The 13,876-nt window shown below is 60.2% G+C and carries 12 protein-coding genes; 11 read left to right on the forward strand and 1 reads right to left on the reverse strand.

Translation table 11 applies throughout. The features are described 5' to 3' along the window. Positions 1–21 precede the first annotated feature (21 nt). Positions 22–477 (reverse strand): S24 family peptidase, encoded by a 456-nt coding sequence (locus NH398_RS03860; protein WP_253016651.1) that lies wholly within the window; start codon positions 475–477, stop codon positions 22–24. 272 nt (positions 478–749) lie between these two features. On the opposite strand from NH398_RS03860, the gene ccmA reads away from it, so the two are divergent. The 11 genes from ccmA (at position 750) to zipA (ending at position 13,793) form a co-directional block, all read left to right on the forward strand. Beyond that, positions 750–1,370: a cytochrome c biogenesis heme-transporting ATPase CcmA gene (gene ccmA, locus NH398_RS03865; RefSeq protein WP_253016653.1), complete on the forward strand. Its 621-nt coding sequence runs from the start codon at positions 750–752 to the stop codon at positions 1,368–1,370. 55 nt (positions 1,371–1,425) lie between these two features. Further along, positions 1,426–2,118, forward strand: a complete 693-nt coding sequence (ccmB, locus tag NH398_RS03870) for a heme exporter protein CcmB (protein ID WP_159343708.1) — start codon at positions 1,426–1,428, stop codon at positions 2,116–2,118. 14 nt (positions 2,119–2,132) lie between these two features. Further along, positions 2,133–2,873 carry a heme ABC transporter permease gene (locus NH398_RS03875; protein WP_159341257.1) on the forward strand — a complete coding sequence of 247 codons (741 nt, stop codon included), beginning with the start codon at positions 2,133–2,135 and terminating at the stop codon, positions 2,871–2,873. Continuing rightward, complete coding sequence (gene ccmD, locus NH398_RS03880) at positions 2,873–3,124, forward strand: heme exporter protein CcmD (protein WP_159341258.1); 252 nt, start codon at positions 2,873–2,875, stop codon at positions 3,122–3,124. Before NH398_RS03875 ends, ccmD begins: the two co-directional genes overlap by 1 nt. Beyond that, entirely contained in the window at positions 3,114–3,623 is a 510-nt protein-coding gene (ccmE, locus tag NH398_RS03885) for a cytochrome c maturation protein CcmE (RefSeq protein ID WP_044629992.1), read from the forward strand. The genes ccmD and ccmE overlap by 11 nt, the downstream gene beginning before the upstream one ends. A gap of 50 nt (positions 3,624–3,673) precedes the next feature. Continuing rightward, the gene (locus NH398_RS03890; RefSeq protein ID WP_253016655.1) at positions 3,674–5,680 is read left to right on the forward strand and encodes a heme lyase CcmF/NrfE family subunit; all 2,007 of its coding nucleotides are present in this window, start codon (positions 3,674–3,676) and stop codon (positions 5,678–5,680) included. Beyond that, positions 5,677–6,204, forward strand: coding sequence for a DsbE family thiol:disulfide interchange protein (locus tag NH398_RS03895; RefSeq protein ID WP_253016657.1), 528 nt, complete (start codon positions 5,677–5,679; stop codon positions 6,202–6,204). The genes NH398_RS03890 and NH398_RS03895 overlap by 4 nt, the downstream gene beginning before the upstream one ends. Further along, a complete protein-coding gene (locus tag NH398_RS03900) occupies positions 6,195–6,665 on the forward strand; it encodes a cytochrome c-type biogenesis protein (protein ID WP_253016659.1) in 471 nt (156 codons plus the stop codon). Before NH398_RS03895 ends, NH398_RS03900 begins: the two co-directional genes overlap by 10 nt. Continuing rightward, positions 6,662–7,903 carry a c-type cytochrome biogenesis protein CcmI gene (gene ccmI / locus NH398_RS03905; RefSeq protein WP_253016661.1) on the forward strand — a complete coding sequence of 414 codons (1,242 nt, stop codon included), beginning with the start codon at positions 6,662–6,664 and terminating at the stop codon, positions 7,901–7,903. The genes NH398_RS03900 and ccmI overlap by 4 nt, the downstream gene beginning before the upstream one ends. Positions 7,904–7,936: 33 nt before the next feature. Further along, positions 7,937–11,437 carry a chromosome segregation protein SMC gene (gene smc, locus NH398_RS03910; protein ID WP_253016663.1) on the forward strand — a complete coding sequence of 1,167 codons (3,501 nt, stop codon included), beginning with the start codon at positions 7,937–7,939 and terminating at the stop codon, positions 11,435–11,437. Between the two features lie 583 nt (positions 11,438–12,020). Next, positions 12,021–13,793 (forward strand): cell division protein ZipA, encoded by a 1,773-nt coding sequence (gene zipA, locus NH398_RS03915; RefSeq protein ID WP_253016665.1) that lies wholly within the window; start codon positions 12,021–12,023, stop codon positions 13,791–13,793. The last annotated feature ends 83 nt before the right edge of the window (positions 13,794–13,876 follow it).

Here is a 13,876-nt window from a genome sequence, read left to right on the forward strand (position 1 = left end):
CCCGGCAGGGTGGATGACCAGTTAGTGATGCCGGGGGTCCGTGGCGTGTTGGGCCACGCCCATCACCATGCCCAGCACCTGAATATCACAATTATGCAGGAAGAGATCGGGCATGGCTGCATCTTCCGGCCATAAATGAATGCCCAGGCGACTAATGGAGAGCTGTTTTAGCGTTACCTCGCGCTGGTTGATCGTCGCAACGGCGGTCTCTTGATGAGCGTCGTGCTGGTGACGGTGAATGATGATGACATCGCCGTCGAACAGGTTGCAGTCGCGCATGCGGTCACCGCGAATACGCAGGGCGTAGGTGTTGCGACGTGTGACGCGAGGGGGTGTGCACGCTTGGCGCGTGTGTGAGGAAGCGCTGCGAGACGCTAACGGGTGAGGCGTCGATGGCGCTACCGGTTGAGACAGCGTCTGAGGGGATACGTAAGAAGGGACGTGAGACGTTACCCGAGAGGATAGGCAGGTCGTCATAGTGTGTTCTCCCATGCAGCGCCCGTTGCCAAGGCGTTTGATTGAGTCGATACCTGTTGTTTTATTCTGTGGTGTCTATTCATACAGTGGTTACAGTATAAGCCTGTTTTTGCATACAGTGCTAGTCCTGTCTTTCGCTTGGCTCATCCGAAAGACGCTTAAGCCCGCATGGCTCTGGACCACGCTGCGACCCAAGACCGCAGAGCCCGACTGGCGGGAAAGGGCCTTTCCGTGTAGAGTTCGACCCAAAATCAATGTGCCTGGAGTGTCTTTTGAGCCTGTGCCTGCAAGCCCGACAATTGGCCTGTGAACGTGATGACCGTTGGCTGTTTGAAGGGCTCGATCTCGATATTCAAAGCGGCGAGATTGTGCGCATTGAAGGCCCCAACGGCAGCGGCAAGACGACCCTGCTGAAAATACTCTCTGGCCAATTAACCGATTACCGTGGCGAGCTTTACTGGAATGGCGAACCCATGCGCCAAGCCCGTGAACATTTTCTCGCTAATTTACTCTATTTAGGTCATGCCCCCGGTGTGAAGGCAGGTCTTTCGCCGCTGGAGAATTTAGCTTGGTATCAAGCGCTTAGCGGAGAAAAGGGCAGCGAGCCCGTACGAGAGGCGGCGTTGGCTGCCGTTGGGCTCGCCGGCTTCGAAGACGTGCCTGCCGGGCAGCTGTCCGCCGGGCAGCAGCGGCGTGTAGCGCTGGCGCGTTTGACCCTAACCCAGCGCGCGCTGTGGGTGCTCGACGAGCCTTTCACCGCGATCGATCGTCAAGGGGTGGCAGCGCTAGAAGCGCAGCTGGTGGCCCACGCGCAGTCTGGCGGCTGTGTGTTGGTCACTACGCACCATGCGCTGACCGAGTCACCCGTGCTTAGGCGTATTCAGCTGGGGTAAGAAGGAGACAGCGTTGCAACGTTCACACGCTCAACGGAGCACTCCCGAGGTGGTCATGCATGCCCCCCAGGGCGGTTTGATGGTGGCCATCAAGGCGACGCTTAAGCGCGACCTCACCCTGATGCTGCGCCGTCGTGGCGAAGTGCTCAATCCGCTGGTGTTCTTTGCCCTGGTGATTACCCTGTTTCCCATAGGGATTTCACCGGATCCAGAGCTGTTGGCAAGCATTGCGCCGGGGCTGTTATGGGTGGCCGCACTGCTCGCCGCCCTGCTTTCGCTGGATAGCCTGTTTCGCAGCGACTACGACGATGGCAGCCTTGAGCAGCTATTACTGGCCCCCCAGCCGCTGGCAGCGCTGGGGTTGGCAAAAGTGGCGGTACACTGGCTGCTGACCGGTCTGCCGCTCGCGCTCATGGCGCCCCTCTTGGGCATCATGCTGTCGCTTCCAGCGGGAAGCTACGCCGTGCTAGCGCTGTCGTTGGCACTCGGTACGGCCAGCTTGAGCCTGATCGGTGCCATCGGTGCCGCATTGACGGTGGGGCTAGCGCGGGGCGGTGTGCTGCTATCGCTGCTGGTGCTGCCGCTCTATATACCAGTACTAATTTTCGGCGCAGGTGCCGTACAGGCCGCGATTTTTGGCGATGGAATAGCCGCGCATTTGGCGATTCTAGGGGCCCTGTTAGCGCTGGCGCTGATGCTGGCACCCTGGGCCATTGCGGCATCGCTGCGCATCAGCATTAACGGTTAGAGGACGGGAACACCATGTGGGCCTTTATCAACAAACTGAGATCCCCCAAATGGTTCTATGCCATTAGCGCCAAGCTGCAGCCGTTTTTCTGGGTGGCAGCAACGTTGCTGCTGCTGGTCGGCACCGTTTGGGGGTTGGTCTTTGCACCGGCGGATTACCAGCAGGGCAATAGTTTTCGCATCATTTATGTCCACGTCCCTGCGGCGTTTCTAGCGCAGTCCATTTTCGTTTCCATGGCGGTCTCCGGGCTGGTGTTCATGGTCTGGAAAATCAAAGTGGCCGATATGGCTGCCACCGTCATGGCCCCGTTGGGGGCTGCGATGACCTTCGTGGCCCTTTTTTCGGGCGCAGTGTGGGGCGTGCCGACCTGGGGCACTTGGTGGATGTGGGACGCGCGCCTCACGTCCATGCTGATTCTGCTGTTTCTCTATCTGGGCGTGATAGCTCTGCGGGGTGCCTTTAGCAGCCGCGATAGCGGCTCCCGTGCCGCGTCGGTGCTGGCCATGGTCGGCGTCATCAATATTCCGATCATCAAATACTCTGTGGATTGGTGGTACACCCTGCACCAGCCCGCCACCTTTACGATTACCGGCCGCGCCGCCATGACCATGGATATGTGGGCGCCGCTACTCATTATGGTGTTGGGTTTTTACAGCTTTTTCATTGCCCTCACGCTGATGCGCACGCGCAGCGAAATTCTGCGTCGAGAAGCCAACAAGCGCTGGGTGCGCGAGCTTGCCGAGGAGACGAACTAATGGCCTTTTCCTCGCTGAACGAATTTTTTGCCATGGGCGGTCACGCGGTTTACGTGTGGGCTGCCTGGGGAGTCACTGCGCTATTGATGCTGGTCATCGTATGGCATGCCCGCCAGGAGCGCCGCCAGCTTCTTCACACGGTGAAGCGTCGGGTGCGTCGTGAGCACGCCCAGCGCCAGTCGTCACCGCATGCGCAGCCTCTGCAAGAGCCCGTTACCTCTGCTCAAAAGGACGTTCACCATGACGCCTAAACGTAAACAGAAGCTGTTTGTTATCTTAGGGCTATTGTCGCTCACCGCCATTGCGGTGGGGCTCACCCTGTACGCGCTGCGCGCCAACATCAATCTGTTTTTCAGCCCGGTGCAAATCGCCCAGGGCGATGCCCCCATGGAGCGCCAGATTCGCGCGGGTGGCATGGTCAAAGAGGGCTCTGTGTCCCGCGACCCGGAAAGCCTGGACGTCGAGTTCGTGGTGACCGACTACGTGGACGATCTGGAGGTCTACTACAGCGGGATTCTGCCGGACCTGTTCCGTGAAGGGCAGGGCGTGGTGGTGGTCGGCGAACTGCAGGCCGATGGTCGTCTTTACGCCGATAAAGTGCTGGCGCGCCACGATGAAAACTACATGCCGCCTGAAGTGGCTCAGGCATTGGAAGAAGCAGGCTACTCCCCGGCCGACTTTCAAGCGAAAGCCGCCGAAGTGGGCAAGCGCCTAGAGCAGGAAGGCTCCCCAGAAGGAAGCGACTATTAACGGCTGAACGCACCCCACGCGATAAGGCCTGATGCTAATTCGGAGCGCCCATGTTAATTAAGATCATTCCTGAAATTGGCCACTTTGCCCTGGTCATCGCGCTATTAATGGCGGTGGTGCAGGCAGTGTTGCCGCTTGCCGGGGCGGCGACCCGTCGCCCGCTATGGATGGCCTATGGCCGGCCCATGGCGACAGGGCAATTCCTGTTCGTCGCCATTGCCTACCTCTGTCTGACCGCCAGCTATATGCTGGATGATTTCAGTGTGGCCAACGTGGCTAATAATTCCAATTCGCTGCTGCCCTGGTACTACAAGTTCAGCGCGGTATGGGGAAACCATGAAGGCTCGGTGCTGCTGTGGAGCCTGATGCTGGCGGGCTGGGGTTATGCGGCGTCGGTCTTCTCGGGCGACTTGCCCCGCGACATGGTGGCCAGGGTGCAGGGCATCATGGGCATGGTGTGTGTGGGCTTCTTGCTCTTCATTCTCATGACCTCCAACCCCTTTGAACGCCTGCTGCCCAACATGCCGCAGGACGGCGCAGACCTGAATCCGCTGTTGCAGGATTTTGGCCTAGTGGTTCACCCGCCGATGCTCTACATGGGTTATGTGGGCTTTTCGGTGGTGTTTGCTTTCGCGATTGCCGCCCTGCTGGGCGGGCGCTTAGACGCCGCTTGGACCCGCTGGGCGCGCCCCTGGACCAACGTGGCCTGGGCGTTTCTCACCGTCGGGATCGCACTCGGCAGCTGGTGGGCCTACTACGAGCTTGGTTGGGGCGGCTGGTGGTTCTGGGATCCGGTAGAGAACGCCTCGCTGCTGCCCTGGCTAACGGGCACGGCACTGGTTCACTCGCTGGCGGTGACCGAAAAACGCGGCTCGTTCAAGAGCTGGACGGTGCTGCTGGCGATCTCGACATTCTCGCTGTCGCTGATGGGCACCTTCCTGGTGCGCTCGGGCGTACTGACCTCGGTCCACGCCTTTGCCAACGACCCTTCCCGTGGTTTCTTCATCCTGATGCTGCTGGCGATTACCGTCACGCTATCGCTGCTGGTGTTTGCCCTGCGCGCGCCAAGGGTGAGCCATAAGGTCGGTTTTAACTGGCTCTCGCGGGATTCGCTGCTGCTGATCAATAACATCCTCCTGGTCATCATGACCGTGACGGTGCTCTTGGGCACAGTGTACCCGCTGATTCTGGACTCTTTGGGGCTGGGTAAAATCAGCGTAGGCCCGCCTTACTTTAATGCGCTCTTTGTGCCGCTCACCGTGGTGATGTGTGTCTTCATGGGCTTGGGGCCAGTGGCGCGCTGGAAAAGCATGAGTGGCCGTGAGCTGTGGCGCAAGCTAGGTCTCGCGGCGGCAGCGGCTATCGTGCTGGGTGTGGCCATGCCGTTGGTCTACGACGGCGAATGGAACCTGTGGGTGTCGCTGGGCATTATTTCTGCGCTGTGGATCGTCTTGCCAATGGTGCGCGACCTGTTCGACAAGACCCGCCACGCCAGCTCGTTTGTCGCCGGGCTGCGCAAGCTCTCGCTCTCTTACTGGGGAATGGTGCTGGGCCACGTGGGCATTGCGGTGACTATCGTGGGCGTTGCCGTTGTTTCGAACTACAACATCGAACGTAACGTACGCATGTCGCCCGGCTCCACTGTAGAAGTGGCAGGCTACCAGTTCACCATGACGGAGCTCACCAACCGTCGCGGCCCGAACTTCCTGGCCGATACCTCGATCATTCAGGTACAGCGCGGGGAAGAGGGGCGCAGCTTTGTAATGCGTCCGGAGAAGCGCCTCTATCTCGCCACCGGCATGCCCATGACCCAAGTCGCGCTGCGCCCCGGCCTGTTCCGCGATCTCTATGTAGCCATGGGGGAAGACCTGGGCGACGGCAGCTATGCTATGCGCGTCCAGTACAAGCCGTTTGTGCGCTGGCTGTGGCTGGGTGGCCTGCTCATGGCCTTCGGCGGTATCTTGGCCGTCGCGGATAAGCGCTACCGTCGTGCGGCTGCCCGCCAAGCCAAGCCCGTTCATACTGACCGCTCGACGTCTCAGGAGGCCACGGTATGACACGCCGCCTACTGCTGCTTCTATTACCCATCGGTTTTCTCGGCATCGCGCTGTTTCTCTATCAGGGATTGGGCCGTGACCCGTCTCAACGGGACTCTGCGCTAATGGCGCGGGCGTTCCCCGCGTTCGAAGCCAGCACGCTACGCGATGCCAATCGTCAGGTGGATGAAACGCTGATGACCGGGGAGGTCACGCTCGTCAACGTATGGGGCGAATGGTGCCCCGCCTGCAAGCAGGAAATGCCGCAGCTGTTAGAACTCGCTGATAACGGCATCCGTATGGTGGGCATCAACTACCGAGATACCCGCGAGAAAGGCTTGGAGTTTTTAAGCGAGTTTGGCGACCCCTTTGAAGTGAACGTCTTCGACCCCGAAGGCAGCCTGGGCTTTGATCTCGGCGTTTACGGCGCGCCGGAAACGTTTTTGGTAGATGCCGACGGGGTCATTCGTTACCACCATAAAGGCTACGTATCGCCTGAAGACGTTCGCGAGCGCATCCTGCCGGAGGTGGAAAAATGGCGTTAATGCGTTGGCTAGTGGCCGTGGCGCTGCTCACCCTGGCGGGCAGCGTTGTCGCGGCAGGCATCGAAATCCGCGAGTTCGATGACCCGGTGATGGAGCAGCGCTACCGTGACCTCACGGCCTCCATGCGCTGCCCGCTGTGCGAAAACCAGGCGATCGATGACTCTGACGCGCCGATCTCTGGTGATATGCGCGAGCGGGTCTATCAGCTCCTTCAGGACGGTCAGTCGGATATCGAAATCATCAACCACATGGTGCAGCGCTTTGGGGAGTACATCCTCTACAACCCGCGCCTAGAAAACCGCACCTACCTGCTATGGGGGCTACCGATTGGGCTGGTGGTGCTAGGCATGCTGGTCGTCGTGCTGATGGTACGCGCCCGCCGCAATGCATCTGCGAAAGCGTTGAGCGCCGAAGAGCGCGCCCGCCTAGATGCCCTGATTAACCGCGAGAGGTCTTCATGACACCGCTCTGGATAGCGATTGCCTTACTGTTACTGCCCGCGCTGTGGCTATTAATTGCCCCCATGCGCGGTGCTCGTCCCCTGCGTGATCACCTGCAGCAGTTTGAAGCCAACGATACGTCTGCCGAACAGAACGTGGCGATCTTCCAACGTCGCTTGGCTTCGTTGGAGGCGGCCCGCGAGCGGGGCGATATCGACGAGACTCGCTTTAACGAAGACCGTTTAGAGCTAGAACGCAGCCTGCTGGAAGACACGGCCACCCAAACCAAGCGCCCGCTGAAAACCGTGACCGCTGGACGACTGGTGGTGCCGCTGGTCATGGTTGCCGTGGTGGGGGCCAGCACCTTCTGGTACCAGCAGAATGGGGCAGAAGGCGACCTGACGCTCTACGCCATCCAAGAGGAAGTTCGCAACGACCCGGAAGGCTCGATGGCTATGTTTCTGGAGCGCATGGAGGCCGAGGCCGAGCGTCAGCCCAACAATCCCAACGTGTGGAGTTCACTGTTTCCGCTCTACCGCGATACCGGCCAGCCCGAAAAAGCGGCCGATGCGCTGGAGCGTTTGATTGCCATTGAAGGGCGTATTCCACCGCTGCTCGCCCAGCTGGCGCAGCTACGCTTCTTTATGGCTGAGCGTGAACTAACCCCTGATGTTCAAGCGTTGGTGGATGAAACGCTAGAGTTAGACCCCCGCCAGCCCACCGTGCTGGGGCTGTTGGGCATCTACGCTTTCGATAACGGGGACTATGAAACGGCCATTGACCGCTGGCGTCGCGCTGTTGCTAACATCGAAGATCCGGAAACGGCTGAGTCGCTGCGTGATGGCATTCGCGTTGCCCAGGAGCGTATGGGCGTAACGCCGGAGGCGCCTGCAGCGGCGCAGGGCCAAGGGGTGAGGGTGAACGTTTCCTTGGATGAGGCGCTGGTAGACAACGTCAGTGACGATGCCACGGTATTCATCACCGCACGGGATATCGACGGCGAGCTGCCGCCGCTAGCAGTGATCCGCGCGCAGGTTTCTGAGCTGCCCATGACCGTGGTGCTGGACGATACCGCCGCCATGTCGCCGCAAGCGCAAATCTCCCAGGTGCGCGAAGCGCGCTTGGTAGTGCGCGTATCTGCCTCTGGGCAGGCCACGCCGCAGCCGGGCGACCTGTTTGGCGATTTGGAGAGCGTCAGCGTAGGTGCTATCAGCGAAGACGATGCGGCCAATGTCGTTATCAACCGTGTTTTTGAATAATCTCCACTTAAGCTACCGCTGCTAAGGGTTGCAATGCGCTTAACCTCTATTCGTCTTGTTGGGTTCAAGTCCTTTGTTGATCCGGTCACCGTGCCCTTCGATGGCAATATGACGGCCATCGTCGGGCCGAACGGCTGCGGTAAATCCAATATTATCGACGCCGTGCGCTGGGTGATGGGGGAGTCCTCCGCCAAAACCCTGCGCGGCGAATCCATGGCCGACGTTATCTTCAACGGCTCTACCGGGCGTAAGCCGGTAGGGCAGGCCTCTATCGAGCTGAAGTTCGATAACCGCGATGGCGGCATGGGCGGTTTGTACGCCCAGTACTCAGAAATTGCCGTCAAACGCCTGGTGACCCGGGATGGCCAGTCCAACTACTTCTTCAACGGCCAGAAGTGCCGCCGCCGGGATATCGCCGACCTGTTCATGGGGACCGGCCTAGGCCCGCGCTCCTACGCCATTATCGGCCAGGGCATGATCTCGCGGCTGATCGAAGCGCGCCCGGATGACCTTCGCGCCACCCTCGAAGAAGCCGCGGGGATCTCCAAGTACAAAGAGCGCCGTCGGGAAACCGAAAACCGCATGCGGCGCACCCAGGAGAACCTGGAGCGCCTGGACGACATTCGCGAAGAGCTGGATAAACAGCTCGAACGCCTCAAGCGCCAAGCGGAAGCCGCCAAGCGCTACCAAGAGCTCAAGCAGCAGGAGTACCGCTTAAAAGGCGAGCTGGCGCTGTTGCGCGGCCGCACCCTGCGGGCCGAACAGTCCCACCAAGAGAGCCGTGTCCGCGAGCTGGAAATTGCCGTCGAGAAAGACGTGTTTGGCGTGCGCCAGTGTGAAACCCGCCTGGAGCAGGCCCGCGAACAGCACGACGAGCTGGCCGAAGTGTTGGACCGCCACCAGCAGCAGTTTTATGAAACCACCACGCGCATTGCCCGCTTAGAGCAGGACCAGGCCCACCGCCGCAGCCGCGAAGCGCAGTTGGCCAATGACATTGCCACCGCCCGACGGGATCTCGACGAGCAGCGCCAGGTCAGCGAGGGCGACCAGGAGCGGCTCACGGTGATCGACGAGCGCTTTGAGGAGCTGCTGCCCGAGCATGAAGCGCTGGAAGAGCAGCTCGAAATGCTCGAGCAAACCCTGGCCGACGCAACGCCAGCGCTGGAAGCCGCCGAACAGCAGTGGGCCGACGCCGAAAACCGCTGGCGCGAGGCCAGCCGCGATGCCGACCGTAGCCAAGACCAACTGCGTGATTTAGAACAACGTATTGCCCGCCTGCAGGCAGAAGGGCAGCGCCGCCGCCAGCAGCGCGGCGAGCTGGCCGACATGACCGCGTTACAAAACGAGCACGCCGAATACCAAGCCCGCCTGGAAGAAGCCGACCAACGTGCCGACGCCTTCCAAGTGGAGCGAGAACAGTGGCAGCAGCGCTACAGCGATGCCAAAAGCGCCTACCAGCAAGCGGTAACTTCCCGTGACGAGCAACGCGCTGCGCTTAGCCAGCAGCAGGGTGAACTTGCTTCGCTGCAGGCGCTGATGGATGCCGCTCTGGCCGATCACGACCCTCAGCTAAGCGAAACGCTTGCCGCTCATGGCCTTGCTGATGCACCCCGCTTGGGTGAAGCCATTTCGGTCAGCCAAGGCTGGGAGCGGGTTATTTCCTGGCTACTCGCCCCTTGGTTAAACGCCCGACTGGTAGCCGCCCATCAGCTAAACGCGCTGCCCGAAGCGCTAGCGACGGAGTGGTGCTTGATTGATCAAGCGCCGCCTTCCACAGCCACGGCGGGCGCAGGCAATCGCCTCAGCGATTTGGTGAAAGGCGCAGGCGCGCTAACGGAGTGGTTAGCAAGTATTCACTATGTTGATACCGCCGAGGCGGCCGAAGCGCTGTTGCCTATGCTTGCCCCTGGTGAGAGTGTGGTCAGCCAAGACGGCGTATGGCGCGGTCGCGGTTGGCTGCACCAGCAGTCGAACGGCGAGGGTGTCGATGCGCTATTGGTGACGCGTCGCCGCTTTGAGGAGCTAGCCGCAGAGCGTGAGCGGGCGGAAGAGGCGCTGGCGCTCTTGGATGAACAGTGCGAAGCCGCCAACGAGGCGATTGAAACGTTAGAACTGACCCGTGAGCAGCAGGCGGAGCAGGAGCGTGACCATGCGGCCACCCGCCAACAACTAGCGGTGCAAGAGCAGCGGCTTGCCCAACGCCTTGAGCATCTCTCCAGTCGCGCCACGGAGCTGGACGACGAACTGGCCCAGCTGCAAGAAGATGAGGCGGAGTTAACGCTTACTTTAGAAGAGCAGCGCGCTCGTTGGCACACGGCTATGGAGCAACTGGAAACCGCCGCAGAAGCCCGCGAAACCAGCGCCGAACAGCGCCACCGCCAGCGTGAGCAGCGTGAGCAGCTCAACCAACAGCATGCCCCGCTCAAAGCGCGGCAGCAGGCGCTGGCCTTGGAACGTGAGCGCTTAAAAGCCGAACGCGACAGCCTGCGCGCGCAGCAGTCCCGCTCAAGCGATACCGAAGAGCGCCTCTCACTGCGTATTGCCGAGCTGGAAGAGTCCCGTGAAATGCTGGTCGAGCCTGACGAGCTGGCCGCTGAGGAGCTCGAAGAGCTGCTTCACCAGCGCGAACAGCAGGAACGTCGGCTCAACGAGACGCGCCAGCAGGCCCAAGCGCTGGCCGAGCAGCTGCGCAACGATGAGTTAGCCCGCCAGCAGCATGAGCGTAATCTGGAACAGAGCCGCGAACAGCTCCAGCAGCGCCGCATGGACGTGCAGGCGCTGGCGCTCAAAGCAGCGACCCAGGATGAGCAGTTAGCAGAACTAGGCCACGATGCCGATGCGCTCGCCAGTACGTTGCCCAGCGACGCCAGCGAACTTGCTTGGCAAGAGCGCTTGGAAAGTACCTCGGAAAAAATCCGCCGCCTGGGGGCGATCAACCTCGCGGCCATTGAGGAGTACGATCAGCAGGCCGAGCGGCGTAACTACCTCGAAGCCCAGCATGCCGAGCTCACCGAAGCCCTCGAAACGCTGGAGCGGGCGATCAAGCGGATCGATCAAGAAACTCGCGTCCGTTTCCGGGAGACGTTCGATCAGGTCAATAACGGCCTGCAAACGCTCTTTCCCCGTGTGTTTGGCGGTGGGGCGGCGTGGCTGACGCTGACCGGTGATGACCTGTTGGAAACCGGCGTGGCCATCATGGCCCGACCGCCGGGTAAGAAGAACAGCACGATTCACCTGCTATCTGGTGGGGAAAAAGCGCTGACTGCGCTGTCGCTGGTCTTTGCCATCTTCCAGCTCAACCCGGCCCCGTTCTGTATGCTGGATGAGGTCGACGCTCCGCTGGATGACGCCAACGTTGGCCGCTACGCCAAGCTGGTGAAAGAGATGTCCGAAAGCGTGCAGTTCATCTATATCACCCACAACAAGATTGCCATGGAAGCCGCCGAGCGCCTGATGGGGGTCACCATGCAAGAGCCCGGCGTTTCACGTTTGGTTTCCGTGGGTATCGATGAGGCCGCCGAGTTGGTCGAATAGGGCGTATGGCCCATGGCTGCGCCGTGTTGCGACTTCCCAAGAGTTTCCTTATTTGCCAATGCGTGCCTGTCACCTGGGTGTGCCAGCGCAAGCGGATAGTAACGCCATGCCCACGAAATGCTTTGATAACAGCAGGTTGTTGAAAAAACGTGGTGTTGGCGGTGGGATCGTCGCGGCCGTATAGGCTTAAGTCCCGCTTATCGCTTGCGAATCATTGCCTGTCGTGAAAGCGCAATGCGTTCATAAGAAACTAGCGATAGTGAAAAACATTCACTAGCATAACGTTTAAATAGGGTGAACTGAGTGGGTAGCGGCCTCACACGGCACTCCGCGCTTGGCCACCCATATCAGAGATGGAATAACGCGGAAAGGGCACTTTTGATGGTTGATAAGGTCGAAAAATTCGCCTAAAAAGCTCCCTTAGCGGCTCAAACGTGTGAAAATCAGCAAAAATTGGCTCTTTTCGTAGCAACCGCGCTATGCTTGGTGCTAAATATCGATTTATAAGAAGGTTCCCATATTCTGGCGCAGTGCCGCGCACTGTGCCCTAGTAACCGGTTAGATGACCCATGGAATGCTCGACATGGAATTAAGAGAGTGGTTAATCATTCTAGGACTGGCACTGGTTTCGCTAATCGTTGTCGACGGTGTGCGTAGGCTCCAGCGTCAGCGTCGTGTGCCCCGGCTAGACCAAGCGGTAAAGGATTTGCCGACCGCGAAGCTAGACGAGTTAGACGACGAGGCGAAAGAAGCCGAGATCAATTGGGAGCTGCCAAACGGCGGTGCTCGGGTGGTCAAGCCCGCCGACTACAGTGGGCTGGGGCAAAAACCCAAGCTCAAACGTCAAGAGCATCCTGGACCGTCCAAAGTGCTGTCGGATTTTCGTCGCTCGTTTGGCAAGTCGGCTGCCAAGCCCTCTTCGCCAGCCGCGCACACCGAACCCGCTGCCCGTGTATCTGCCGAACGACATGCAGTCACGCAGGAGGCGAAGCCGGAACCCCGTCGTGAGCCAAGCCTGTTTGCCGCGGACAATACCCAGGCAGCCAAGCACGAACCGCCCAACACTGCCGAGCCGACTCCGTCTGCCACTGCGGCGTCGGCCTCTGTGCCGCCCGAACCGGAAACGACACCGGCTGCCGCGCCTACGATGCGCGCCGTAGACGACGCCCCCGTTGCCAAGCCTATCGAGGACGTTGCGCCTGCACAGCCTGACGTGCCGCCCATGACGACGGCGGAAACGCCCGTAGCAGAGCCCGTAACAGAAGAAACTCCCGCACGTTCTAAAGACTCGGCTGCCGATGAGCCGACACCGACCCTCGACCCAGAACCGGTGCTGCGCGCCGAGCCTGAAGATGCCGTGTTTGCCAAGCACGCGTCCGACGCTCCCAAACGCCGCCAACTGCGCGAAGAGACCGTTGGCGACCGCGAACTGGATGACGACGACATCGATGAGTATCGTCTGGTCGATTTCGAAGGTATCGGGCGCTCGTTCAAGCGCCGTATCATCGAGCGTCGCAAAGAGAAGGCCATCAAGAAGGCCGAAAAAGCCAAGCGTGCCGAAGCCTTGGCCAAGCAAAAAGCCGAGCGCAAAGCGCTGGAAGCCGAGCAGCGTCGTGAGGCCAAACAGGCCGCTGACGCTGAAAAAGCGCGTATCGCTCAAGAGAAAGCCCAGGCTCGCGAAGCCGCCGCTCACGACGCCGCTGCCAAACGTGAAGCGGTGCCGTCAGCGCCTGCGCTTGATGACTACGATGACAGCGCGAGACGCTACGAAGAGCATTACCAAGGCTTCGATGACGACTATGAAGAGACTTACGCGGCGCAGGACAGCGTCGTACGCGCGCACCCGACCTTGGAAAAGGCTCTGCGGCACGATGTAAACGGCGAACACGCCAAAGAGACGCTGGCCAGCGCCGAGGAAATGGTCGTCATCAGCGTGCTCTCCCGCGACCCCGATGGTTTCGATGGTGGCAAACTGCTCGAACTCATCATGGCCTGTGGGCTACGGTATAGCCGGACCATGGGCGTTTTCCACCGCTTCGAAACGGAAAGCCCGGACAGCGAGCTACAGTTCTCGATGGTCAACGTGCTCAAGCCCGGTACGTTCCCCATCGAAGAGATGGACGAATTCGTCACTCCCGGCATTACGTTCCTGATGCCGCTACCCGGCGCGGTGGATAGCTCGGCAGCTTTCGAAGCCATGGTCGAAACCGCCATGGTGGTAGTGCGCCACATGGGCGGCGAGTTGAAAGATGAAAACCGCAGCGTCATGACGGCACAAACCATCGAGTTTGCCCGTCAGCGGGTGCACGAATTCGAACGTCGCCACCGTTTGCACCGCCAACTGCAGGCGCGTTAATCGCTGCGTTGCGCCGACACCCGCCTTCTTCCAGAAGGCGGGTGTTTTTGTTACTAAATGCCTGTTTATCTGTCTTCGGAATC

Source organism: Halomonas sp. CnH100-B (assembly GCF_024124605.1).
In the GTDB taxonomy this organism is placed as follows: domain Bacteria; phylum Pseudomonadota; class Gammaproteobacteria; order Pseudomonadales; family Halomonadaceae; genus Vreelandella.